Genomic DNA, 22,384 nt, shown 5'->3' on the forward strand with positions numbered 1-22,384 from the left:
CCGGAGCTCAGGCCTTCCGCTGCGCGGCCCACTCCTCGGCGAGGAGGCCGAGCAGCACCTGGTCCAGGAACGCGCCCAGCACCCAGGCCGAGGAGCGCAGCACGCCCTCGCGCACGAAGCCGTTGCGCTCGGCGGCGCGCAGCATCGCGGTGTTGTCGGCCAGCGTCTCGATCTGGAGCCGCTGCAGGCCGCGCACCACGAAGCCGTAGTGGCACAGGGCCGCGACCACGTCGGTCCCGTAGCCCTTGCCGCGGGTGGACGGCAGCAGCCCGAGCCCGACGTGGGCGGTCCGGTTGTGGGTGTCGATGCCCCACAGGGTCGCCGTGCCGACCAGCGCCCCGCCCTCCAACTCCACCACGGAGAAGGAGACGTGCGCCTGGTTGGTGTCGTCCCCCACGAGGCGCGGGTCCTTCGAGCCGGGGCTGATCGGCCGCCACGGCCGGCCTTCGGCCCGCGCGGAGTTGACCACGTCGTCGTAGAGCTCGGTCAGCAGGATCGGGATGTCTTCCTCGTACCGGGCGCGCAGCCCGATCTTGTCGCCTCGAAGCATGCCGACTTCCTATCCGACGGATCGTCCGTCGGCAAACGAATTAGCCCGACCGCACCTTGTCCGCGGCCCCGCTCCGGGGGACCCCGTCGACTGCGAGACAGATCCCGAAGACGCGGTCATGGCCGGTCCAACCGTTCACGCGGCCCCGGTTGTGAGTGGCGGTCGGCGCCCCGCGGTGCGGCTACAGCTCCACCCGCCGCCAGCCCTCGCAGCCGTCCGGCTCCGCGGGGACCGCGGCGAAGTCGTAGCGGACGGTCCCGGCGCCGAGGGCCAGCAGCGAGATCGAGGACGAGCCCCAGATCCGTCCGTCCCCGAACTCGCGCCGCTGGACCAGCGCGGCGGGGTCGTCGAGCGCCAGCCCGTCGCCGGCGGCGATCGGCAGCCAGCCGCCCCAGGCCTCCTCGGCCGTCGCGGGGCCGGGGCGCGGCTCCGGCCGGGGCTCGGCGGTGAAACGGGCCCGGAAGTGGGCGGCGCGGGCGGCCATCAGGGTGCGGATCCGCTCGGAGGCGGTGCGGCTCTCGGCCAGCCCCTCCGGCCCGTCGTTGAGGACGGTGCTCAGGCCGGTCGGCAGCTCCAGTTCGGCGGGCCGGCTGCCGCTGCCGCCCCAGCTCAGCACCCGCGCGCCGGACGGCCGGACGACCACCAGGTGGAACGGGTCGTAGCGGTCGAAGTCCAGGTCGCCGAGCCGGCCGCCCCGGACGGCGAGCAGCGGCAGCTCACCGCGCGAGAGCCGTGCCTCGGCCGGCGCCGGGGTGCCGAAACCGTTCAGCAGGCACGCGGCCACCGGCCCCGCATCCGCACCGCCCGGCTCCACCGCGAGCCACGTCCCGCCCGCGACCAGGTCAAGACCGCCGACCGCCGACGGCTGGGCGGGCCAGTGGCGCCCGGGCGGCGCCCACCGCCGTCCGGCGTACTCGTCCCGCACCGACAGCAGCAGCACCGGCACCGCCGCGGCCGGCTCGATGCTCACGAACGCCGTACACACGCCCGGTCCCCCTGACCTCGTCGGCACCACCCTCCCCGCGATCCTCGCACGAACGTTCGTGAACCGGGAGCGGTCCGGGCCTTCCGCGCGACCGTCCGGCCGTGTCACACTCTGCGCCCCGCCCCCGGCCGCCGCGCCCGAAGTGGCCCATGATTCCGGTGGCCGAACGTACCGGGACGGCGGGCCGCCGGGTTCCTAGGCTGGTGGTCATGACGACGACGAACGACCGCACCGAAGCCACCGAAGCCACCGTGCCCGCCCCGGCGCAGCGGATCTCCCTGCCCGACCTGGCGCCCGAGTACTACAAGGCGATGTCCGCCGTGGAGCGTGCCGCGCGGCGGGGCGTGGACCCGGTGCTCGCGGAGCTGGTCAAGGTGCACGCCTCGATGATCAACGGCTGTGCGTTCTGCATCGACATGCACTCCACCGACGCGCTCAAGAACGGCGAGCAGCAGCACCGGCTGCTCTCCCTCCCCGCCTGGCGCGAGACCTCCTGGTTCACCGCGAAGGAGCGCGCCGCGCTCGCGCTGACCGAGTCGGTCACGCTGCTGACCCAGGGGCACGTGCCGGACGCCGTGTACGACGAGGCCGCCGCCCACTTCGAGCCGGCCGAGCTGGCGCAGCTGATCGCGCTGATCACCACCATCAACGCCTGGAACCGGATCGGCGTGGCCTCCCGGCTCAGCCCGGCCGCGAAGTAGGGGCCGCCGCGATGAGCAGCGAACAGCGCGACAAGGCCCGCCGGCTGCACGAACTCCACCGCCCTGGAAGGCCGTTGGTGCTCGCCAACGTCTGGGACGCGCTGGGCGCCCGGCTGGTCGCGGCCGCCGGGGCGCCGGCCGTCGCCACGGCGAGCGCGAGTGTCAGCTGGGCGCTCGGCAGCGCCGACGGCGAGGCGGCCGACCGGGACGCGGTGCTGGCGCAGACGGCGCTGGTGGTCCGCGCGGCCGGGCCGCTGCCGGTCACCGCGGACCTGGAGAGCGGGTTCGCCGACACCGCCGCCGGCGTCGGCGGGACGGTCGCCGCACTGCTGGCCACCGGCGCGGTGGGCGTCAACCTGGAGGACGGCGCCCGGCCCGCCGCCGAGGCGGCCGAGCGGATCGCGGCGGCCCGCGCGGCGGCGGACGCGGTCGGCGTGCCGCTGTTCGTCAACGGCCGCACCGATGTCTTCCTGCGGCGCCAGGGGGCGCCGGAGGGGCGGTTGGACGAGGCGGTCGCCCGCCTGCGGGCCTACGTCGAGGCGGGCGCGGACGGCGTGTTCGTCCCGGGGGTGGCCGATCCGGCGGTGATCGCCGCGCTGGTCGAGGCCGTCCCGGCGCCGCTGAACGTGCTGGTCGGGCCGGGTTCGCCGGCCGTGCCGGAGCTGGCGGCGCTGGGCGTGGCCCGGGTGAGCCTGGGGCCGGGCCTGGCGAAGGCGGCGTACGCGGCGGTGCGGCGCGCCGCCGAGGAGGTGTACGCGGACGGCACGTACACCGCGCTCGACGGCGGGCTGGACTACGGGGAGCTGCAGGGGCTCCACGTCACCGGGTGAGCGAGCCCAGTGCGCCCACGGCGTGGTCGAGCACGGTGCCGTTGGCGCAGTGGGCGGGCCCGGCGCCGTGGCTGCCGAGCGCCGGGACGACCGCCACCTCCTGGAGACAGGCCGCGGCGGCGCTGAAGTCCCAGGCGGGCGCGGGCGCGGACCCGGGTGCGTTCGCCGGCTCGGACGCGAACGCGGGCGCCGGCGCGGCGGCCAGCGCCAGCGCGGCGAGCACGAGCGCGGCGGGCCGCCGCACGCCGGTCACAGCCCCTGCCCGATCTGGCCGCTGAGGCCCGGGTGGGTCATCTGGCCGGTGCCGATGGCCTCGATCTCGGTGGCGACCTTGCCGACCAGCGGCAGGTCCTTCGCATGGTGGATGACGAGGTCGGCGGGGGAGAGGGCGAGCCCGTTGGACAGGCCGCCGAGCGCGTCCGGCGAGTTCGCGGTGGAGGTGGCGGCGGACGCGGCGGGAGCGGCGGCGGCGAGACCGGCCAGGGTGAGGGCGGCCAGGGTGGCGAGTTTCTTCATGAACCCCCCAACGACCCGGGCCGCCCTCGGTCACCGCAGGTCCCGGACGGTCACCCGCAGCGTCCGCACGCTGTTGCTGACGAACGACCCGATCGGCTCCGGCGCCGGCCCGTCGGCGAGCGCCAGCGCGGGGTAGCGCTCGAACAGCAGCCGCAGCGCGGTCTCCGCCTCCAGCCGGGCGAGCCCGGAGCCGAGGCAGAAGTGCGGGCCGTGCCCGAAGGACAGGTGCCGGTTCGGCTGCCGGGTGACGTCGAAGCTGTCCGCGTCCCGGACGTGGGCGCCGTCCCGCCCGGCGGCCGCGTACGAGGCGAGCAGCGCCTCGCCCCGCCGGATCACCGTGTCGCCGACCGTGATGTCCTCGGTCGCGTAGCGGAGCGGGAACTGGCCGACCGGCGAGTCGTACCGCAGCGTCTCCTCGACGACCGCCGACCACGGCACCGTGCCGTCCAGCACCAGCCGCAGCTGCCCGGGGTGGGCGAGCAGGGCGCGGACGGCGTTGGTGATGAGGTTGAGCGTGGTCTCGTGGCCGGCCACCAGCATCAGCAGCAGGGTGCCGACCAGCTCGATCTCGCTGAGCCGGTCCTCGTCCTCGCGGGCGGCGATGAGGTCGGTGGTGAGGTCGTCGCCGGGCTCGGCCCGCTTGGCGGCGACCACCGAGCCGAGCAGCGCGAACAGCGACTGCCGCGCGGCGACGGCCGCCTCGGGCGTCGCGGAGCTGGAGACCAGGGTGTCGGAGAGCTCGTGCAGTTCGTCCTGCTGCTTGGGCGGCAGGCCGAGCAGCTCGCCGATCACCTCCATCGGCAGCGGATAGGCGAAGTGCTCGCGCAGGTCGAAACCGTCCTCCCCGAGGCCCTCCAGCCCGGCGATCCGGTCGAGCAGCGCGACGGCCCGGGCCTCGACGGCGGGCTGCAGCGCGGCGACCCGGCGCGGCGTGAACGCCTGGGTGACCAGGCCGCGCAGCCGCCGGTGGTCCTCGCCGTCGGCGGTGACCATGCCGGGGACGGTGACGAAGGTGATCAGCGGCCAGCCCTCGGGCAGCAGCCCCTCCCGGAAGGTCGTCCACAGCTGCGGGTTCTTGCCGACGCGCGGGTCGGAGAGCAGCTCCTGCAGCGCGTCGTGGTGGGTCACTGCCCAGACCACCACCCCGCCAGGGAGCTCCACCAGGACCGCCGGGCCGGCTTCCCGGAGCCGGGCGTTCTCCCCGTGCTGGTCGCGTCCGAGGGCGTCGAGCCGGACGGGCTCGGGCCGGACGGGTTCGGGCCGGACGGCACCGCTTCGGTCCCCTCCCCCGGCGCCGGACCGAAGGTCGGGTCCCGGTCCTCCGGAGCCGGGAGCGGTATCTGCGGCGGTGTCCATGCGGCGGGCCTCTCGGGGGCTGGCGGACGGGGCGGGGTGAAGGCGCTGTAGAGCACCGGAAGACTGACCAGGGCGCGCGACCACGGGGACGGGCGCCAGGCCAGCTCATGGGCGGGCACGGCGAGTTGGAGGTCCGGCAGCCGGTGCAGCAGGGTCTCGACGGCGGTCTCGACGATGATCCGGGCCGGGTGCTGGGCCGGGCAGACGTGCTTGCCCGCGCCCCACGCCAGGTGCGCCCGGTTGCCGCCGAGCGCGCCGTGCCCGAGCGCGCCGGGGCCCTGGGCGGCCGGGTCGGCGTTGGCCGCGGCCAGGCCGAGCACGAGCATGTCGCCCCGGCTGATGTACTGGCCGCCGAGCACGGTGTCGTCGGTGGCCCAGCGGCCGGGGAAGTTCTGCGTCGGCGGGTCGCGCCAGAGCACCTCCTCCAGGGCGTCGGCGACGGTCAGCCGCCCGCCGGTGAGGGTGGCCCGGAAGCGGCGGTCGGTGAGCAGCAGCCGCAGCGTGTTGCCGGTCCAGCAGATGGTGGTCTCGTTCCCGGCGACCATCATCACCACCAGGTGGTGCACCGCCTCCTCGTCGGTCAGCGCGGCCGGGTGGGCCAGCAGCCAGGAGGTGAGGTCGGCGCTGGGCGTGGCCCGGCGGCGCCGCACCAGGTCCACCAGGACCGCCTGGAACTCCTGGTTGGCGCGCACCGATTCGGCGCCGCTGTCGGCGATGTGGCTGATCAGCCGGATGAGGTGCGGACCGGCGTCGGCGGGCAGGCCGAGCAGCTGGGTGAAGACCAGCAGCGGCAGCCGGCGCGCGTACTGGGTGACCAGGTCGGCGGTGCCGTCCGGGCCCCAGCTGTCGATCAGCGCGTCGGCGGCCGTCTCGGTGGTCCCGCGCAGCTGCCGGTGGTCGATCTGGGCGAGCGTGTCGGCGACGGCGGCGCGCAGCCGCTGGTGCTCGGCGCCGTCCAGGTTGAGCAGGGTCGGACGCCAGGCGGTCATCGGCTGGAGCCGCGAGTCCGGGGCCAGCCGGCCCTCGGCGGGCACCCGCCAGCGGCGCGAGTCCTTGGAGAACAGCGCCTCGTTGCGGGTGAGTTCGAGCAGCTCGGGATAGCCGAGGACGATCCAGGCCTCGACGCCGGGCTCCAGCTCGATCGGCGCCACCGGGCCGTACTGGGCGCGCAGCCGGGCGTACAGGCCGTGCGGGTCGTCGGCGACGGCGGCGCCGTACAGCGGGGTGAGCGGCACCCCGGCGGGCAGCCCGTCGGGCAGGGTCCCGCGGTGGGTCAGCGCGTCGACCGGGCCGCCCGCGTGGGCGGGGCACCCCGGCGGCGGGACGGCGGCGGTGCCGGCGGGCTCGGGAACGGTCATCTCTGCAGCTCCAGGACGGCGGTGCGGTGCAGGTGGTCGACGAAGTCGATCAGCAGGTCGTACGCCGCCCGCCGGTCCCGTGCGTCGCAGTAGAGGATCGGCGCCCCGGGCAGCAGGTCCAGCGCCGCGCGCAGCTCCTCCTCCGGGTAGCTCGGCGCGTCCGGGAAGGTGTTGACCGCGACGGCGAACGGGATCTGCTGCTCCTCCAGCCGGCCGAGGACGTCGAAGCTCTCGTCCGGCCGGCGCAGGTCGACCATGGCGATCGCGCCGAGCGCGCCGCGCGACAGGTCGTCCCAGAGCGGCCAGAACCGCTGCTGGCCGGGCGTGCCGAACAGGTACAGCGCGAGCCGCCGGTTGAGCGTGATCCGGCCGAAGTCCAGCGCCACCGTGGTGGTGGTCTTGCCGGCGCGCCCGGTGAGGTCGTCCACGCCGGCGCTGGCGGCCGTCATGGTCTCCTCGGTGCGCAGCGGGGTGATCTCGCTGAGCGAGCCGACCAGGGTGGTCTTGCCGACCCCGAACGGGCCGGTGACCAGGATCTTCACCGCGCCCTGGACGGACGGCGGCAGGTACTGCGGTTCGCCGGGCGGAGCGGAGGGCGCGGCGGTCACCGGGCCGGCGAGCGGGTCAGCGGAGTTGGCGGAGGCCAACGAGCACCTCTTCCAGGAGAGTGGTGGGCAGGCGCTCGGCCTGCGGGACGGGCGGGAGCACCTGGACGGCGCCGAGGTCCCAGAGGTCGCCGACGAGCACCTTGACGACGCCGAGCGGCAGCCCCAGGTGGGCCGCCACCTCGGCGATCGACAGCAGGCTGCGGCAGAGGTCGATGATCCGCTGGTGCTCGCGGTTGAGCAGCGCGTCATCGGGGAGCTCGGGCCGCTCCGGTAAGGCGCTGACCAGGCTCTCGATCGCCAGCTCGGGGCGGGTGGAGCGGCTGCGGCCGCCGGTGATGACGTAGGGGCGGACCGGGCCGCCGCTCACCGGTGGCCCCCCGCCGCGAGGTCGGCGCGCGGCGGGCTGGTGAGATGGGTGCCGATCCGCTCGACGAGGACCTGCATCTGGTAGGCGACCAGGCCGGCGTCGACGGCCTCGCCGGTCACCACGGCCAGGTGGGCGCCGGCACCGGCGGCGACGATGAAGAGGTAGCCGCCGCCGTACTCGATGATGATCTGCCGGGTGGCGCTGTGGTGACCGCCGAAGCCCTGGGCGACGCCGCGGGCCAGCGACTGCAGGCCGGAGCAGGCGGCGGCGAGGCGCTCGGCGTCCTCGCGGACGATGCCCTCGCTGCGCCCGATCTCCAGGCCGTCGTTGGACACCACGACGGCGTGCTGGACCTCGGGGACGTTGATGATGTCGGCGAGCAGCCAGCCGAGGTCAGGGGTGGTGGTCATGGAACTCTCCGGAGCGCTGGGGAAGCTGGGGGGAAGCGGGAAGGGAAGGATCGTGCGGGGCCGGTCCCGGGGCGTGGCCCGAGGGGTGGGGACCGGCCGGGTCCTGGCCGAACGGGCCGCGGGGGCGGCCCCGGTCCGGCAGGCCGGCCTGGGCCTGGGCTTGGTGGGCCGCCTGGGACTGGGAGTTGGCCCGGGCGGCCGAGCGGCCGCTGGCGGTACCGGCCTGGAACATCGACATGAACGCCTGCGCCTGCTGAGCCGAGCGGTACGGCGGAGCCGGCGGCGGGGCGGAGGCGGCGTTGGCCGCGTGCCGGTTGGCGGCGCGGCCGCGCCGGTGGTTCCGGCGGGGCAGCGGCGGCGGGGCGGCGTCGTCCGCCGACGGGTCACCCGCCGGGGGGCCGCCCGCCGGGCCCGCGGCGGAGGGGGTGAACGGGGTGGAGGGGGTGAACGGGGCGGACGGGGAGAACGGGTCGGCGGCCGGCGGCTGACCGGCGGTCCCGGTGCGGCCGTCGGTCGTCGGGTAGCCGGCGGGCGAGGGGTAGACCGGCGGGTAGCCGGACGCCTGGGCCGGGTCGTACGGGCTCGCCGCGCCCTGGCCGGGCCGCGCCGGTGCCGCTCCGTACCCGGGGCCCCGGCCCGTCCCGGCCGGCGGCGGGCCGCCGCGGCGCGGGCCGCCGAACACCGCGTCCTCCACCCCGAGGCCCGGCACGGTCGGCGGCAGCGGTTCGGTGAGCAGCGCGTTCGGCAGCAGCACCACGACCCGCACCCCGCCGTACGGCGAGGGCGCGGAGCTGAGGGTGACCCGGAACCCGTACTGCTCGGCGAGCCGGCCGACGGCCGCCAGGCCGAGCTGCGGCACCTCGCCGAGGCGGGAGATCTCCACCGTGGAGCCGCCGGCCAGGGCCGCGGAGGCCTTCTCCACCGCCTGCTCGGGCATGCCGACGCCGCCGTCGTCGATCTCGATGACGGCGCCGTTGTGCACGGGCATCAGGGTGACGAACACCTGGGTGCTGGGCGGGGAGTAGCGGGTGGCGTTGTCCAGCAGTTCGGCCACCGCGTGGATCAGCGCCTCGGTGGCCGCGCCGATCACCGCGGTCTCGATCCGGCTGCGGATCATCACCCGCTGGAAGGGCAGGATGCGCGACTGGGCGCCGCGCACGACGTCCTCCAGCGAGACCGGTTCGGGCCAGTGCCGGCCGGCCCGGGCGCCGCAGAGCACGGCCAGCGTCTGGGCGAGCCGGGCCTGTTGGGCGGCGGCGTGGTCGGCCTTGAGCAGCCCCTCCAGCAGGGCCGGGTCGTCGTGGGTGCGCTCCATCTCGTCCAGCAGGGCCTGCTGGTCGTGCGCCATCACGAGGATCCGGCGGGCCACGCTGAGGAAGGCCCGCTGGGTCGAGGCGGTGAGCTCCTGTTCGTGCTGGACGGCGGCCAGTTCGGCGCTGCGGCGGGAGAGTTCGGCGGCGAGCCGGTCCCGGAGGGCGGCGATCTCACGCTGCTGGCCATCGGCCCGGCGGCGCTGGGTGGCGGCGACCGCGCGGTAGCGGGCGGCGGCCACGAGGGCGAGGACGGCGAGCACGCCTGTTGCCGTTGCGCACCACTGAGTCATCGTCACGCGGCGAATTCTAGGGTGATGATCCTACGAAGGTGTGACCGGATCTCGCCAAGTGACCGGATCTCGCCTATATCCTGTCAATACCGCGCCAATCCGTACTGCTTCGGACCCGATCGGACGGTCCGTGGACCTCCGATCGGTGCACCACCGGCCCCGCTAGTGCACGGGGGACAACCTGTGCAACAGGAGCAACGCGACGTCGTCCGGACGCGAACGCCGTTCGGTGACGTTCAGGGTCAGCAGATCGGCCAATCGTTCCAGCGCCGGACCGGGTTCCACCCGCACCGGACCGGCGTTGCGCGCCCACAGCTCCAGCCCGCCGAGCATCCGCTGCACCGACTCGTCGTAGTCCTCCTCGCGGTCCTCCACCAGGCCGTCGGTGTAGACGAGCAGCGTCTCGCCGGGCGTCAGGTGCTCCACCGCCAGCGGGTACGGCCGGTCCGGGGCCACCCCCAGCGGCGGGCCGCCGGGCAGCTCCAGCTCCACCGCCCGGGCGTCCTGGGAGACCCGGACCGGGGCCGGGTGCCCGGCGCGGGCGGCTCGCAGGGTGCCGTCGGCCGGGTCGAGGGTCAGATAGAGGCAGGTGGCGAACAGCTCGGTGTCCAGCTCGGCGAGCAGCCGGCTGGTGCGGGCCAGCGTGGCGGCCGGATCGTGCCCGTCGGTCGCGTAGGCGCGCAGACCGCTGCGCAGCTGGCCCATCACGGCGGTGGCCTCGGCGTTGTGGCCCTGGACGTCCCCGATCACCAGGCCGATCCGGCCGTCCGGCAGCCGCAGCAGGTCGTACCAGTCGCCGCCGATCTGCATGCCCTCGGTGCTCGGCAGGTAGCGGGCGGCGCTGGCGATCCCGGGCAGCCGGGGCAGGGTGCGCGGCAGCATCGCGCGCTGCAGCTCGGTGGCCCGGTGGTGATGGGTGTCGTAGAGCCGGGCCCGCTCCAGGGACTGCGCGAGGATGCCCGCGAAGGCGGAGTAGAGGGTGCGGTCCTCGCGGCTGAAGACCCGCTCGGTGCCGAAGGTGATCAGACAGGAGCCGACCTGCCGGCCGGAGGCCACCAGCGGCAGCACCGCCCACGCGGCCGGGGCGAGCGGGCCGCCCGCGGCCTCCGCCCCCGGTGGCCGCTCGTGGTCCCGCCCCCGTCCGCGTCTGCGCCCGCGCCGGGCCGGCTCGCTGAACAGCGGGGTCGAACGGGCCAGCGCGCGCTGCATCACGCCCTCCGACAGGTCGGCCAGCCGGGTCAGCTCGGTGCGCCGGGGCCCGCCGTAGACGGTGTGCGCGACGGGCAGCAGCCGGCCCTCGTCGACCAGGTCCAGCACGATGCTGGCCGCCCCGAACGCGGGCCGGGCGACGTCGGTCACGGCCGTGGTGACGTCCCGGACGGTGACCGCCCGGGACAGCGCCCGGGTGAGCGCCAGCAGCAGCGCCGAGCGGGCCCCGGCGGCGGAGGTCCCGTCGGCCGCTCCGGCGTTCCCGCCCCTCCGTACGAGGCGGGCGGTGGCCGGGTGCTCGCCGGGGGTGCGGCCGTGGTCGAGGTCGGCGATCAGCCCGGAGATCCGGACCGGCCGGCGGTGCACGTCCAGCATGACCTCGCCGGTCTCCTCGATCCGGATCACCCCGCCGCCCCGGCGCGGCACCCGGTAGCGGATCCGGTAGGGGCCGCCGGCGGCGAGCGCCTCGGCGAGCGCGGCCTGGACGTCCGGCAGGTCCTCGGGGTGGACGACGAGGTCGAGGTCGGGCGCGGGGGCCGGGCCGTCGTGCGGCGCGGGCCGGCCGACCAGTCGGAGCGCCTGGGCGTCCCAGTAGGTCTCGCCGGTGACCAGGTCGCGCTCGAAGGCGCCGTGCCCGGCGGCGCGGACGGCGAGCGAGAGCAGCGGGTGGGCCGTCCCGGCGGCCGGGTCGCCGTCCGGGCCGGGCCCGGGGCGCACCCCGTTCGGCGCGGCACCGCCGGGGCGTGCGGCCAGGGGCGCGCCGGCGTGCTCCAGCAGGTACGCCAGCCGGTGCGCGCAGGCGTCCGCGAGGGTCTCCAGGACGTCCAGGTCGCGGCGGGGGACGGTGCCCCGGTGGGCGAGCGCGAGGGCGAGGACGCCGATCGGCCGCTCGTCGACGGTCATCGGCAGGGCGACCACGGCGACCATCCCGGTGCCCATCCCGGCGTTCCGGTTCGGGTAGTCGACGCTGGTGCGTTCGGGGCTCAGCAGATAGGGGCGGCGCAGTTTCAGCGCCATCGCGGCGGGCAGCTCACCGGCCGGGTCGACCACGCTGTAGCGCTCGTGGGCCCAGTCGGGCAGGCCGTGGGAGGCGGTGAGCCGGAGCATGCCGCCGGGGTCCAGCCGGTAGAGGGCCGAGCCCTCGCCGGTGATCCAGCCCGGGCCCTCGGCGAGCACGGTGCCGAGCAGTTCGGCGGCGCTGGTGCAGCCGAGCAATAAGCGGACGCAGCGCATGGCACTGCGCGCGGTGGGGCTGCTGCGCGGGTCCACGGGACGGCCGGCCTCTCCGGTTCCTTATGGGGCGGTTAATTCTTAATACCTTATTTCTTAAGCGGGTGAGGCGTGGGGAGAACGACGACTCCCGGGGCACCCGCTCACCCGGTGTGCGGGCACTCTCCGCGGGTCCGGTACCCTTCTCCGTACGACGTTCCGCCGCACCGGCGGGGCGTGCGCGGTACGGGGCTATAGCTCAGACGGTTAGAGCGCTTCCCTGATAAGGAAGAGGCCACAGGTTCAAGTCCTGTTAGCCCCACACCACCCCGAAGGGCCCGGAGCGTTCCCCGCTCCGGGCCCTTCGTCGTTCCCCGGCCCCGGCCGGCGCCGCTCAGGGGCGGGGCCAGCCGCGCAGTCCGGCGGTCAGCACGGTGATCATGCGGTCCTGGGTCTCCCCGAGGTCCTCGGCGAGTTGGAAGGCGCCGCCGGTCGACAGCGCGGCGAAGCCGTGGGCCAGCGAGCGGAAGGTGCGGGCGGCGTGGATCGCCTCGGAGCCCTCCAGCCCGTACCCGCGCAGCACCGCGACGATCACCCCGACCAGTCGGCCGGCCGCCGCGGCCAGGTCCTCGTCGGGCTGCGGCGCCTGCGGCAGCGCGCCATAGCGGTGCGGGTGCTCGGTGGCGTACGCGTGGTACGCCCGCAGGACGGCGGCGACCGCGGCGTCCCCGCCGCGGCCGAGCGCGGCCTCGGCGAGCCGGTCGGCCAGCTCCTCGGTCACCCGCACGGCCACCAGCCGGCGCAGTTCGGCCAGGCCGCCGCTGACGTGCTTGTACAGCGAGGGGGTGGCGACCCCGGCGCGGGCGGCCACGGCGGCCAGGGTGAGGGCCTCGGGGCCCTGCTCGTCGATGAGGGCGAGGGCGTGGCCGACGACCTGCTCGGGGGTCAGTCCGACTCGGGGCACTGCGGTTCTCCTGGCTGAGGGGGGCGGACGGGGACGGCGGCGGAGCTCAGGCCAGCTCGGCGAGGAAGGCCAGCAGGGCGTCGGCGGTGGCCCGCGGGTGGTCGGCCATCGGGTAGTGCCCGGCGCCCTCGATCATCACCTTGTGCGCGTTCAGCGCGGCGGCCTGCCGGTCGGCGACCAGCTCCGGCTTCCCGAAGTCGGGGTCCTTCGAGCCCATCACGACCAGCGCCGGGCAGCGCACGGCGGCGGTCCAGCCGGCGGGCGAGGAGTCGCCGCGGACGTAGCCGCGGGTGGCGGTCTTCCGGCCGGGGGTGCGCATCGCGGCGACCAGCCCGGCCACGTACTCCTCGTGGTCGGTCGGCTTGGGGCCCGGATAGGCCGCCTTGCGGTGGTAGAGGCCCCAGAACGCGGGCGAGTGCACCAGCAGCGCGCCCATCGCGCCGACCACCAGGCGCTGCAGCGCGCCCGGCGGCACGTTCTCGACGAAGGCGTCCAGCAGGACGATGCCGGCCACCCGCTCGGGGGCGTCCCCGGCGGCCTTGACGACGCTGGCGCCGGTGTACGAGTTGCCCGCCAGCACGGCCCGGTCGATGCCCAGGTGGTCCAGCAGGGCGAGGACGTCGCCGGCGATCGCGGCGGGGGAGTAGTCGTCCCAGAGGATCGAGGACTCGCCGAAGCCGCGCAGGTCCATGGTGATCACCCGGCGGCCAGCAGCGGGCGCAGGTGCCGGTAGGCGGCCCGGCTGTCGAGCATCCCGGGGAGCAGCACGACCGGGGCGCCCTCGCCGTGCCCGGTGTCGTCGAAGGCGATCCGGCCGCCGGGCAGGTCGAGGTGGCGGGTGGCGGGAGCGATGGTGCCGTTCACGGGGAGCCTCCTGGGCGGGGGATCGTCAGCGAGTGTCAATAGCCATAAAGCTAAGGCTAATAGCCTTAGCCGTCAAGCCGTCGACGCCGCCCCCCGTCCGCGGGGCCCGGTCAGACCCCCTCCACCTTGAACGGGTCGTGCTCGGCCAGCAGCTTGTCGAGCCGCGCCTGGTCGACCCGGGTCACCAGCTCGGAGGTCTCCTGCCGGTCCCGGACCACCTTGGCGAGGGTGAACGTCGAGGTGATCGTGTAGAGCAGGCCGAGGGCGAGGAACGCCCGGGTCCACGGCTCCACCGGGAGGAAGGCGATCCCGGCGCCGAGGGCGGTGGCGGAGAGGGTGAAGGACAGCACGGCCTGGATGTAGTACGCGGCCGTGGTGCGGGACTGCATCGGTGCGCTCATGGGCGCCAGGATGGCCGCGCCCGGCCCGGTCGCACATGAGTAGGTGTACTCAAGTGAGGGCCCGTTCGTTGACGTCCCGACACGTTCGGTAGTGTCAGATGTCATCAAACGTCCCAAAACGCCCATCGGGCAGCGTGGTGCCCGATCCGTATCCCGTCGTCACCAACGGATGGCTTGGAATCGGGGGGCTCTCGGATTAACGTTTGATAACGCAGCGCGGTCCGCAACGCCGTACCCAGACGGCACCGTGCGCCGTCGCCTAATCCCGCCGGCCGGCCTCCGGGCAGGCCAGGGAGCCGGGGAACCACGTTCCTTGGGGTGAATCGGTCAGGCCCTGGCTCGTCCGGGCCCAGCCGTAGGAGACCTTCCTGCTCCGAACCCGTCAGCTAACCCGGTAGGCGCGAAGGAAGGAAAGGAGCGCGCCTCCGTGGCGTCGACGCACACTCCGGCACACCCGTCCGGCTCCTCGGCCGGCACCCAGCTGCTCGACCACCCGGGCCCCTTCGCCGGGCACGGCCCGTTCGGCGGCCCCGCCGACGAGACCGCCCCGCCGGCGGCGGAGACCAGCCGGCACCGGATGCCCCGCCAGGGCCGCGGCACCGCTCCGCTGCTCGGCGTCACCGCCGTCGCCGCCACCCTGGGCGCCACCGGCTTCGCCTCCGCCACCCCGGCCGCCGCGCCCGCCGTCGAGGCGCCCGACGAGCTGCCGGTCGCGCTCTCCGCCGACCCCGGCCTCGCCCTCGCCGCCCGCATCCAGCAGCAGGCCGACAGCCAGCGCACCGCGGCCGAGGAGACCGCCCGCGTCCAGGCCGCCCAGGAGGCCGAGGCCAAGCGGGCCGCCCAGATCGCCCAGCAGGAGCAGGCCGCGCGCGCCGCCGAGGAGGCCGAGAAGGCCAAGCTCGCCGCCATCAAGCTGCCGGTGAAGGACTACCGGCTCTCCGCCCACTACGGCCAGAGCGCCCGCTACTGGGCCCACCTGCACACCGGTCTCGACTTCGCCGCCGACCAGGGCGAGCCCGTCTACGCGGTCGGCCAGGGCACCATCACCTCGGCTGGCTGGGCCGGCGCCTACGGCTACCGGATCGTCGAGACCCTGCCCGACGGCACCGAGATCTGGTACTGCCACCTCTCCTCGATCATCAAGGGCTCCGGCAAGGTCGTCCCCGGCCAGCAGATCGGCAAGGTCGGCGCCACCGGCAACGTCACCGGCGCCCACCTGCACGTCGAGGTCCGCCCCGGCGGCGGCGCCCCCGTCGACCCGGAGAGCTGGTTCGAGCAGCGCGGCCTCACGCCCTGACGCTCCCCGCGGACCACGAGGGCCCCGGCCGCACGGCCGGGGCCCTCGCGCGTCCCTACGCCTCGTCCCCGTCCCCGTCCTCGTCCGCGCCCTCGTCCCCGTCCGGCTCCAGCGAGGCCAGGTAGGCGTCGATCTCCGCCTGCCCCGGCTCCGGCGCCAGCTCCGGGAACTCGTCCACCAGCAGCCGCGGCAGCCCCGGCACCGTCCACGCGCCGGCCAGCTCCAGCGCCACCCCGACCGCGGCCTCCTCGAACGCCCCGAAGTCCCCGGCCAGCTCGTCCGGCATCGGCCGGCCCAGCGCCGTCAGCTCCGCCAGGTTCCGGTAGCTGCGCCGCATCAGCCCCTGCTCCAGCAGCCGCCGCGCGCCGTCGGTGGCCATCCCGACCGCCAGCGGCCGGGCCCCGCCGTCCCAGCCCCCGTCGTCCACCGGGTCCAGCGCGCCGTCCGCCTCCAGCGCCGCGAACGCCGCCGAACGCTCCTCCCACGCCAGCTCCCGGAACCCCTCCAGCCAGGCCCGCACCGCCGCCTCGTCGCCGGTGTCCACCCCGGCCGCGCGCAGCAGCAGGGTGTACAGCCGGGGCCAGGTCACCAGGTCCGCCCGGCGCAGCAGCCCGGCCGCCAGCTCGCCCTGCCACTCGGCCTCGGCGTGCAGCCGCTCCTGCCGCTTGGCGTTCAGCCGCTTCGCGGCCCGCTGGTGGTCGACCAGCAGCCGCACCGCCGCGCCGTACGCCAGCGGGTCCTGCCCCGGCTCCGGCTGGACGTACAGGTGGAGGCGCTCGTACAGCAGGTGCTCCACCGCGGCGGAGGTCAGTTCGGGCCAGCCGTCGTGCATCCTGCCGCCGCCCAGCTCCAGCAGCGCCAGCACCGCCCGCAGCGGGGCCCCGGCGACCGGCTCGCGGCCCTCCGCCTCCGCCCAGGCGAGCAGTTCGGCGGCCTTGGTGCGCGGGGCGAGCCGCAGGTCTTCGTCTTCCATAACCACGAACCGTAACCGCTGGTCGGGGGTAGGGTCGGGAGCCATGGTTCCCGTCCGACTCACCGGCGCCCGGCTGGCCGTCCGCGAGTTCCACCACACCCCCGAGGACGTGGACGCGCTGCACGCGGTGTTCGGCGACCCGGAGGCCACCCGCTACCTCCCGTTCGCGCCGCGCGACCTCGAGACCTGCGCCGACCAGGTCGCCCAGTTCGTGGAGGAGGCGGAGAAGGAGCACCGGGAGGTCTACCGGCTGGCCGTCACCCGGCTCGCCGACGCCGACGACCCGGCCCGCGCCGTCCCGATCGGCAACGCCGCGCTCGGCCTCGTCCCGCACCGCGCCGCCCAGCTCGGCTACGCCCTGCGCCGCGACGTCTGGGGGCTCGGCTACGCGGGCGAGGTGGTCGGACTGCTGCGCGACCTCGCCTTCGGGCCGCTCGGCCTGCACCGGCTGGAGGCCCGGGCGGACGTCGACAACGCCGCCTCGATCCGGGTGCTGACCAGGGCGGGCTTCCGGCTGGAGGGCCGGGTCCGGCACGACTACCGGCGCCACGACGGCTGGCGCGACGCCTACCAGTACGCGCTCCTCGCCGACGACGCCCCCGCCGGGAACCCGGCGGCCGGGAGCGTCGTTCAGGGGGGATAACCCCACCCCCGGTTCGCCAGGGAGCCGGATGTCCCGGCCGGGCGCGCTTTGGCAGGCTGAGGGAGTCAGCAGGAGAGACCCCCAGAGCCCGACCCGCGACCGACCCGAGGGACCGAGACCGGCCATGAGCACCCACAGCATGCAGCGCAACGAGTACGACGCGTACGACGGCGGCGAGAGCCACGCCGTCACCCGCCGCATCGAGGAGCCGCCGTACGCCTGGCGGGCCCCGTTCACCTCCTACTTCTACCGCGAGATCGGCTACACGCTGACCGGCCTGCCGGTGGCGATCTTCGGCTTCACCGTCGCCGTCGTGCTGTTCTCGCTCGGCATCGGCACCTTCGTCACCGTGCTCGGCCTGCCGGTGCTGGCCGCGCTGACCACCGCCGCCCGCGGCTTCGGCGGGATGGAGCGCGCCAGGGCGCGCAGCATGCTCGCCCTGGACGTGCCCGCTCCGGCGCCGGTCCGCGCCGCCCGGCCGGGCGCCTGGGGCGCGATCACCGCCCGCCTCGCGGACGCGGCCGGCTGGAAGGCCGTGCTGTACCAGGTGGTGATGTTCCCCTGGGCGATCCTCAGCATGACGCTGTCGCTGGTCTTCCTCTGCGTCGGCTGGACGCTCGCCTTCTACCCGCTCTACCACTGGGTCTTCCCGCGCTACGTGGACTGGCCCGGCTACCGGATCTTCGACTACACCAACGACGAGGGCGTCCGGCACGTCTACTACATCGAGACGCCGCTGCAGATCGCCGGTGTGTGCCTGCTGGGGGTGCTGTTCGTCTTCGTGACCCCGCAGCTGGTGCGCGGCCTGACCAACGTCAACCGCTTCGCCGCCCGCGGCCTGCTCGGCCGCTGACCCCGGGCCCGGCGGCCCTGCCCGGCGGGTCTTGCCCCGGCGGCCCGCACCCGGATGTCTCCGGGTGCGGGCCGCCGGCGTGCGTGGTCGGATGGCCGCGATGGCCGACCGACCCGCCCGCGCCCCGGCTCCACCCGTCGCCCCCCTGGTCACCTCCCGCTCGCTGGACGAGTACTGCGAGCTCTTCGGCCTCACCCGCGCCGGGATCGCCGCCCTGCCGGGGCCGCTGCTCGACTGCCCCGGCGGAGCCGCCGCGCTGGTCGCCGAGGCCCGCCCGCTCGGCTGCCGGGTCGTCGCCGCCGACCCGGTGTACGCCTGCCCGGCCGAGGAGATCACCGCCCGGGCGCTGGCCGCCCGGGCCGCGATGGCCGCGGCGATGGCGGCCCGCCCCGACCTCCACCCGGCCCGCCGGCAGCGCCGGCCCGAGCGCTACCTGCGCGGCTGGGACCGGGCCCGCCGGCTCTTCACCGCCGACCGCGCCGCCCACCCCGGCCAGTACGTCGCCGCCGCGCTGCCCCGGCTGCCGTTCGCGGACGGCACCTTCGCCCTCACCCTGAGCGGCTACCTGGTCTTCGCCTACCCCGAGCTGTTCGGACCGGAGCGGCGGCTGGCCGCCCTGGCCGAACTGGTCCGGGTCACCGCCCCCGGCGGCGAGGTCCGGATCCACCCGCTGAACGACGGCGAGGGCCACCGCAGCACCGGCCTGGACGCCGTCCGCCACGCGCTCGGCGAGCGCCGGATCTCCAGCGAGATCCTCGTGCTGCCGCCCACCGACCGGGGCGACCGCGCCCGCCGGGTGCTCGTCCTGCGCCGGGTCGGCCACCACCTGTAAGAGATGAACCGGCTGTTTGGTCCTATACTCACCGGTCATGACCGAGATGTTGATCAAGCCGGCCGCGGCCTCGGACGCCGAGCGGCTCACCGCCCTGATCCAGGACTGCTCCGCCTACCGCGGCTCCTACGCGCCGATGATCGCCGGCCTCGGGGTGACGCCCGAGTACCTGGCCGGGCACGAGGTCCACCTCGCCGTCCGCGCCGCCGACGACCACCTGCTGGGCTTCTACGCGCTGATCACCGACCCCGCCGAACTCGACCTCATGTTCGTCGCCGACGACGCGCAGGGCCTCGGCGTCGGCCGCCGGCTGATCACCCACCTGCTCGACCGCGCCCGCGCGATCGGCGTCACCGGCGGCATCCGGGTGATCTCCCACCCGCCCGCCGAGGCCTTCTACCGGCGGATGGGCGCCGAGCGGGTCGGCACCTTCCCGGCCCGGCCGCCGATCGGCTGGGACCGGCCCGAACTCCGCTTCGCCCTCTAGGAGCCGCCGCGGTCCCCGCTCCCCGGGCCCGGTGTCGGCGCCGGCGACGGGCCCGTTCCGCCCGGGGAGCCGACCGCGGCCGGCCCGCCCTGTTGCTGCTGCGGCAGGAACACCGGCGCGTCCAGGGCCGAGAGGATCTTCTCCGCCAGCCAGCTGCGGTCCGAGCCGTACGGGATCCCGTCCGGCGCCATCAGCCGCCCCGCCACCGCCTCCCGCAGCCGCCGCGCCTCCTCGGCCGGCAGCCGGGACATCAGCCCGCGTGCCGCCAGCAGCGCGTGGTACTGCTCGAAGCCGGAGCGCGGGTGCTCGATCGCCTCCAGCACGCTCGGCAGGTCGGCCAGCGCCGGATCGCCCTGCATCAGGGCCAGCGCCTGGATCCGCCGCCCCTGCGAGCCGTCCGCGAACAGCTCCTGCACCTGGGACGAGGTCAGCGCCGACCGCCGGGCCGTCGACCGCACCTCGGCCACCACCCGTTCCGCCCCGGCCGCCCGGTCCGCCGCCAGCAGCGAGCCGGGCAGGCCCTCCGGCTTCCCGTCGCTGGCGCCGATCAGGCCCAGGTGCTGCATCGCCCGCATCCGCAGGTCGTCGGCACCGACCTTGTCGCCCTTGCGGTCCCGGTCCTGCCCGGCGAGGAAGAGGTCCAGCGCCCGGTCGGCGTCGGAGAGCACCCGCGGCAGCGCCAGCCGGGTCACCAGCCAGCCGGCCAGGAAGCCGAGCAGCAGGAAGTAGAGGACCAGCGCGGCCGCGAACGGCGCGGTGCCCGCGCCCCCGCCCAGCGCCGGGGCGAGCGCCGTGCCGAGCCGGTCGAGCCGCTCGCCGAGCGAGCCGAGCTGGGTCAGCCCGACGCCCAGCAGCACCTTGGTGAGCCAGTCCGAGACCTGCTCCAGATTGGTGTTCGGCGCGTACGAGCCGTGCGGTTCACCGCCCCCGGCACTCGGCGCGCCGCCTGCGCCGCCGCGGACCCGGGGGACCCCGAACAGGAACCCCAGCGCACCGCCGACCAGCGTCGCCGCGCAGGCCACCACCAGTCCGCCGCCCAGCGCCTGCCAGGGGTGCGGCCGGCCCAGTGAGAACAGCAGCAGGCCCAGCAGCCCCGAGCCCAGCAGCATCCCCGCCGCCGCCCGCTGTGCCGTCCGTACGACCGCCGCGCCGCCGGTCCGCCGAGTGCCCGTCGCCATCGCCCACCACCCCCAGTGCCCGCACCCCACCCCTGCGGAGCGCGCGCCGACTCTAGCGGGGATGCCCCCGACGCCGAGGGCGTGATGCCCGGCCGCGGCCGCGGACACACCCGAACGGACCGCTTCGGGAACGCAGACGGCCCGCGGGCTGCTCCTCGACCGCCGGGCCCCCGCAAGGGGCCGGGCGCCGAGGCACCGGGGATGTACCGGTGAGCCCGCGGGCCGGGTGACTGCTGGAATTTCGCCTGCCGGGGGCCTGGGGCCCCACCCTGCGCAGGCAGGGGCGGCTCTAGCGAGCAGCCACCTCACGCATCCTGATGGAACTCAAGTTCATAACATGATGCGCACTATGACCCCGTACGTGAGCCGGAACATCCGGCAGACAGAACTCGAATCCGTTCGCGCAGTGATCTACGCCCGCCAGTCGAAGCGGCGCGTCGATGAGTCGGAGACCTCCACCGAATCCCAGATCGGCAGGGGCACAGCCCTTGCCGAGGGCAAGGGCTGGAAGGTCGGTCGTGTCTTCCAGGACATCGGCAAGTCCGGATGGGACCCCGACACCGAACGGGCCGGGTTCGACGCCATGATGGCGGCGGTGCGCGCGGGCGAAGTAGACGTGGTGGTCGTCTTCTCGCTGGCCCGGCTGACCCGCCAGGGCGCTATGGAGGCCATGCGCATCAACGACGTGTTCATGCAGCACGGCGTGCGCCTGGTCTCCGTCGAGGAGCCGTTCCTTGACACCACGCACCCCATCGGGGTGGCCGTGTTCGCCCTCATCGCTGCGCTGGCTCAGCAGGAATCGGAGTTGAAGTCTGCGCACATTTCCGAGGCCAAGGCCGAGTTGAAGGCCATTGGTGGCCACGTGTCCGGCCGTCCGCCGTTCGGCATGAAGACCGAGCGGGTCAAGGAAGGGAAGCTGGTCCGCTCCCAACTGGTCCCGGACCCTGAGACGGCCCCGACCGTCCTCAAGATCGTCGATCGCGTCATGGACGGCGAAACGGTGTCGGGCATCGTGCAGAGCCTCAACGAGAAGGGTGAGCCGTCCCCCGGAGCGCTGGCGCTGGCCGCCGGTCGCAAGCGGTCCGGCCGGTCACGCAGCAACATCACGCCCGCTGACCCCGACTGCCCGCCCCTCTGGGACGTGGGGACCCTGAACACCTTGCTGCGGCACCCGGCCCTCGCTGGCTTCGCTGCTGAGTGGGTCACGGACGCTGACGGCAAGCGTCGCCGCCGGGAGGTCATGAGGGACAAGACCGGCGCTCCCATGGCAGTTCACAAGGGGCTCATGGAGCCGATCCAGTGGTACCAGCTCCAAGACGTACTCAAGGGCCGTTCCCGCGCGAGCATCCGGCCCCGAAACCCGAAGAATGATCGGACGCTGCTGGGCGGTTGGGGCGTCCTCCGGTGCGGCATCTGCAACGCGAACATGATCTACGAGGACGGCCAGACCCGGTACACGTGCCCTCGGCCGACGAACCGCCTGAACTCCCACGGCCTCACCATCCGGGCGGAAGTCGCCGACGACACGGCGGCCCGCCTGGTTTGGGCCCGGCTCCAGAACGCCAACATCGAGGACGAGGAGGACCGGGAATGGCTGACTGCCGCTGCGATCCGATTCGCCCGCCAGCGCGACGTGACCGGCCTTGAGGAGGAGCGGGCCGAGACTGCTGCGCAGCTCGAACACGTCCAGGACTCCATGACGCAGCTCTACGCCGACCGATCCGAGGGGCTGTACGACGGGGCCATCGGTCGGCAGGCGTTCAAGGACACTCTCGCCAAGTACCGGGCTCATGAGGAGGGGTGCAAGAAGAGGCTGGCAGAGATCGACGCGGAGACCACCAAGGCGATCACCATCCCATCGTCCTGGACCGGCCTGGACGGCGACGCGGACCCGATCGGCGAGGGGAGCGTCTGGGCAGCGTGGGACGTGGTGGAGAAGCGGGAGTTCCTGAGCTTCTTCGTCACCTCCTTCCAAGTGGCCAAGTCCGAGAAGCGAGGGCGCGGCGCGAACCCGGCGAAGCGCGTAACCGCAGAGTGGGTGAAGCTTCCCACCCTGGAAGGCGAGGAACTTGCCTCCTTTGCTGAGAGCGCCACGGAAGACGTTCCAGTGACCCAATAGCCTCACCGCAGGGAGCCCCGTTCGGCCGCATTTGGCCGGGCGGGGTTCTTTCTTGTTCAGGCCCCCTATGC

The 22,384-nt window shown here is 74.9% G+C and carries 25 protein-coding genes, 1 tRNA gene and 1 riboswitch; of the genes, 9 read left to right on the forward strand and 17 right to left on the reverse strand.

The window, feature by feature from the left end:
- Positions 1-7 precede the first annotated feature (7 nt).
- Both ACFC0B_RS17280 and ACFC0B_RS17285 read right to left on the reverse strand, forming a co-directional pair.
- Positions 8-550: a GNAT family N-acetyltransferase gene (locus ACFC0B_RS17280; protein WP_376086650.1), complete on the reverse strand. Its 543-nt coding sequence runs from the start codon at positions 548-550 to the stop codon at positions 8-10.
- Between the two features lie 181 nt (positions 551-731).
- Positions 732-1,520, reverse strand: a complete 789-nt coding sequence (locus ACFC0B_RS17285; RefSeq protein ID WP_376086651.1) for an NRDE family protein — start codon at positions 1,518-1,520, stop codon at positions 732-734.
- Between the two features lie 224 nt (positions 1,521-1,744).
- Between ACFC0B_RS17285 and ACFC0B_RS17290 the strand changes: the two genes are divergently transcribed.
- Positions 1,745-2,236, forward strand: a complete 492-nt coding sequence (locus ACFC0B_RS17290; RefSeq protein ID WP_376086652.1) for a carboxymuconolactone decarboxylase family protein — start codon at positions 1,745-1,747, stop codon at positions 2,234-2,236.
- A gap of 11 nt (positions 2,237-2,247) precedes the next feature.
- A complete protein-coding gene (locus tag ACFC0B_RS17295) occupies positions 2,248-3,066 on the forward strand; it encodes an isocitrate lyase/phosphoenolpyruvate mutase family protein (RefSeq protein WP_376086653.1) in 819 nt (272 codons plus the stop codon).
- Here ACFC0B_RS17295 and ACFC0B_RS17300 read toward each other — a convergent pair.
- The 9 genes from ACFC0B_RS17300 to ACFC0B_RS17340 form a co-directional block, all read right to left on the reverse strand.
- The gene (locus ACFC0B_RS17300) at positions 3,056-3,319 is read right to left on the reverse strand and encodes a hypothetical protein (protein WP_376086654.1); all 264 of its coding nucleotides are present in this window, start codon (positions 3,317-3,319) and stop codon (positions 3,056-3,058) included. The two genes, ACFC0B_RS17295 and ACFC0B_RS17300, sit on opposite strands and share 11 nt — an antisense overlap.
- Positions 3,316-3,582 carry a hypothetical protein gene (locus tag ACFC0B_RS17305; protein ID WP_376086655.1) on the reverse strand — a complete coding sequence of 89 codons (267 nt, stop codon included), beginning with the start codon at positions 3,580-3,582 and terminating at the stop codon, positions 3,316-3,318. The genes ACFC0B_RS17300 and ACFC0B_RS17305 overlap by 4 nt, the downstream gene beginning before the upstream one ends.
- Before the next feature lie 30 nt (positions 3,583-3,612).
- The gene (locus ACFC0B_RS17310) at positions 3,613-4,710 is read right to left on the reverse strand and encodes a cytochrome P450 (protein ID WP_376086656.1); all 1,098 of its coding nucleotides are present in this window, start codon (positions 4,708-4,710) and stop codon (positions 3,613-3,615) included.
- Positions 4,707-6,296 (reverse strand): cytochrome P450, encoded by a 1,590-nt coding sequence (locus tag ACFC0B_RS17315; RefSeq protein WP_376086657.1) that lies wholly within the window; start codon positions 6,294-6,296, stop codon positions 4,707-4,709. Before ACFC0B_RS17315 ends, ACFC0B_RS17310 begins: the two co-directional genes overlap by 4 nt.
- Positions 6,293-6,904, reverse strand: a complete 612-nt coding sequence (locus ACFC0B_RS17320; protein ID WP_376086701.1) for an ATP/GTP-binding protein — start codon at positions 6,902-6,904, stop codon at positions 6,293-6,295. Before ACFC0B_RS17320 ends, ACFC0B_RS17315 begins: the two co-directional genes overlap by 4 nt.
- Before the next feature lie 16 nt (positions 6,905-6,920).
- The gene (locus tag ACFC0B_RS17325) at positions 6,921-7,271 is read right to left on the reverse strand and encodes a DUF742 domain-containing protein (protein WP_376086658.1); all 351 of its coding nucleotides are present in this window, start codon (positions 7,269-7,271) and stop codon (positions 6,921-6,923) included.
- Complete coding sequence (locus ACFC0B_RS17330; protein WP_376086659.1) at positions 7,268-7,681, reverse strand: roadblock/LC7 domain-containing protein; 414 nt, start codon at positions 7,679-7,681, stop codon at positions 7,268-7,270. Before ACFC0B_RS17330 ends, ACFC0B_RS17325 begins: the two co-directional genes overlap by 4 nt.
- Positions 7,665-9,284: an ATP-binding protein gene (locus ACFC0B_RS17335; protein WP_376086702.1), complete on the reverse strand. Its 1,620-nt coding sequence runs from the start codon at positions 9,282-9,284 to the stop codon at positions 7,665-7,667. Before ACFC0B_RS17335 ends, ACFC0B_RS17330 begins: the two co-directional genes overlap by 17 nt.
- Positions 9,285-9,446: 162 nt before the next feature.
- Positions 9,447-11,762, reverse strand: coding sequence for a SpoIIE family protein phosphatase (locus ACFC0B_RS17340; RefSeq protein WP_376086660.1), 2,316 nt, complete (start codon positions 11,760-11,762; stop codon positions 9,447-9,449).
- A 188-nt stretch (positions 11,763-11,950) separates the two neighbouring features.
- On the opposite strand from ACFC0B_RS17340, the gene ACFC0B_RS17345 reads away from it, so the two are divergent.
- A tRNA-Ile gene (locus tag ACFC0B_RS17345) sits at positions 11,951-12,024 on the forward strand.
- 72 nt (positions 12,025-12,096) lie between these two features.
- Here ACFC0B_RS17345 and ACFC0B_RS17350 read toward each other — a convergent pair.
- The 4 genes from ACFC0B_RS17350 to ACFC0B_RS17365 all read right to left on the reverse strand — a co-directional run bounded on the left by ACFC0B_RS17350 (position 12,097) and on the right by ACFC0B_RS17365 (position 13,931).
- Positions 12,097-12,666 (reverse strand): TetR/AcrR family transcriptional regulator, encoded by a 570-nt coding sequence (locus tag ACFC0B_RS17350; protein WP_376086661.1) that lies wholly within the window; start codon positions 12,664-12,666, stop codon positions 12,097-12,099.
- 46 nt (positions 12,667-12,712) lie between these two features.
- Positions 12,713-13,357 (reverse strand): alpha/beta fold hydrolase, encoded by a 645-nt coding sequence (locus tag ACFC0B_RS17355; protein ID WP_376086662.1) that lies wholly within the window; start codon positions 13,355-13,357, stop codon positions 12,713-12,715.
- Positions 13,358-13,362: 5 nt separating this feature from the next.
- Complete coding sequence (locus tag ACFC0B_RS17360; protein ID WP_376086663.1) at positions 13,363-13,530, reverse strand: alpha/beta fold hydrolase; 168 nt, start codon at positions 13,528-13,530, stop codon at positions 13,363-13,365.
- A gap of 110 nt (positions 13,531-13,640) precedes the next feature.
- On the reverse strand, positions 13,641-13,931 hold the full coding sequence (locus ACFC0B_RS17365) for a YiaA/YiaB family inner membrane protein (RefSeq protein WP_376086664.1): 291 nt from the start codon (positions 13,929-13,931) through the stop codon (positions 13,641-13,643).
- Positions 13,932-14,177: 246 nt separating this feature from the next.
- Positions 14,178-14,346, forward strand: a riboswitch (cyclic di-AMP (ydaO/yuaA leader).
- A 12-nt stretch (positions 14,347-14,358) separates the two neighbouring features.
- Between ACFC0B_RS17365 and ACFC0B_RS17370 the strand changes: the two genes are divergently transcribed.
- Positions 14,359-15,228: a M23 family metallopeptidase gene (locus tag ACFC0B_RS17370; RefSeq protein ID WP_376086665.1), complete on the forward strand. Its 870-nt coding sequence runs from the start codon at positions 14,359-14,361 to the stop codon at positions 15,226-15,228.
- A gap of 55 nt (positions 15,229-15,283) precedes the next feature.
- On the opposite strand, the gene ACFC0B_RS17375 is transcribed toward ACFC0B_RS17370, so the two are convergent.
- Positions 15,284-16,201 (reverse strand): hypothetical protein, encoded by a 918-nt coding sequence (locus ACFC0B_RS17375; protein WP_376086666.1) that lies wholly within the window; start codon positions 16,199-16,201, stop codon positions 15,284-15,286.
- 43 nt (positions 16,202-16,244) lie between these two features.
- On the opposite strand from ACFC0B_RS17375, the gene ACFC0B_RS17380 reads away from it, so the two are divergent.
- From ACFC0B_RS17380 to ACFC0B_RS17395, 4 genes are all read left to right on the forward strand, one after another.
- Positions 16,245-16,844, forward strand: coding sequence for a GNAT family N-acetyltransferase (locus tag ACFC0B_RS17380; RefSeq protein ID WP_376086667.1), 600 nt, complete (start codon positions 16,245-16,247; stop codon positions 16,842-16,844).
- A 124-nt stretch (positions 16,845-16,968) separates the two neighbouring features.
- Positions 16,969-17,697, forward strand: a complete 729-nt coding sequence (locus ACFC0B_RS17385) for a sensor domain-containing protein (RefSeq protein WP_376086668.1) — start codon at positions 16,969-16,971, stop codon at positions 17,695-17,697.
- Between the two features lie 100 nt (positions 17,698-17,797).
- On the forward strand, positions 17,798-18,529 hold the full coding sequence (locus ACFC0B_RS17390; RefSeq protein WP_376086669.1) for a class I SAM-dependent methyltransferase: 732 nt from the start codon (positions 17,798-17,800) through the stop codon (positions 18,527-18,529).
- Between the two features lie 37 nt (positions 18,530-18,566).
- Positions 18,567-19,016: a GNAT family N-acetyltransferase gene (locus tag ACFC0B_RS17395; protein ID WP_376086670.1), complete on the forward strand. Its 450-nt coding sequence runs from the start codon at positions 18,567-18,569 to the stop codon at positions 19,014-19,016.
- Here the strand turns inward: ACFC0B_RS17395 and ACFC0B_RS17400 are convergent.
- Positions 19,013-20,194, reverse strand: a complete 1,182-nt coding sequence (locus ACFC0B_RS17400) for a hypothetical protein (protein ID WP_376086671.1) — start codon at positions 20,192-20,194, stop codon at positions 19,013-19,015. The genes ACFC0B_RS17395 and ACFC0B_RS17400 overlap by 4 nt on opposite strands.
- A 349-nt stretch (positions 20,195-20,543) precedes the next feature.
- Here ACFC0B_RS17400 and ACFC0B_RS17405 point away from each other — a divergent pair, with 349 nt between their 5' ends.
- A complete protein-coding gene (locus tag ACFC0B_RS17405; protein ID WP_376086672.1) occupies positions 20,544-22,313 on the forward strand; it encodes a recombinase family protein in 1,770 nt (589 codons plus the stop codon).
- The last annotated feature ends 71 nt before the right edge of the window (positions 22,314-22,384 follow it).

This window comes from Kitasatospora sp. NPDC056184 (genome assembly GCF_042268405.1).
Lineage (GTDB): Bacteria > Actinomycetota > Actinomycetes > Streptomycetales > Streptomycetaceae > Kitasatospora.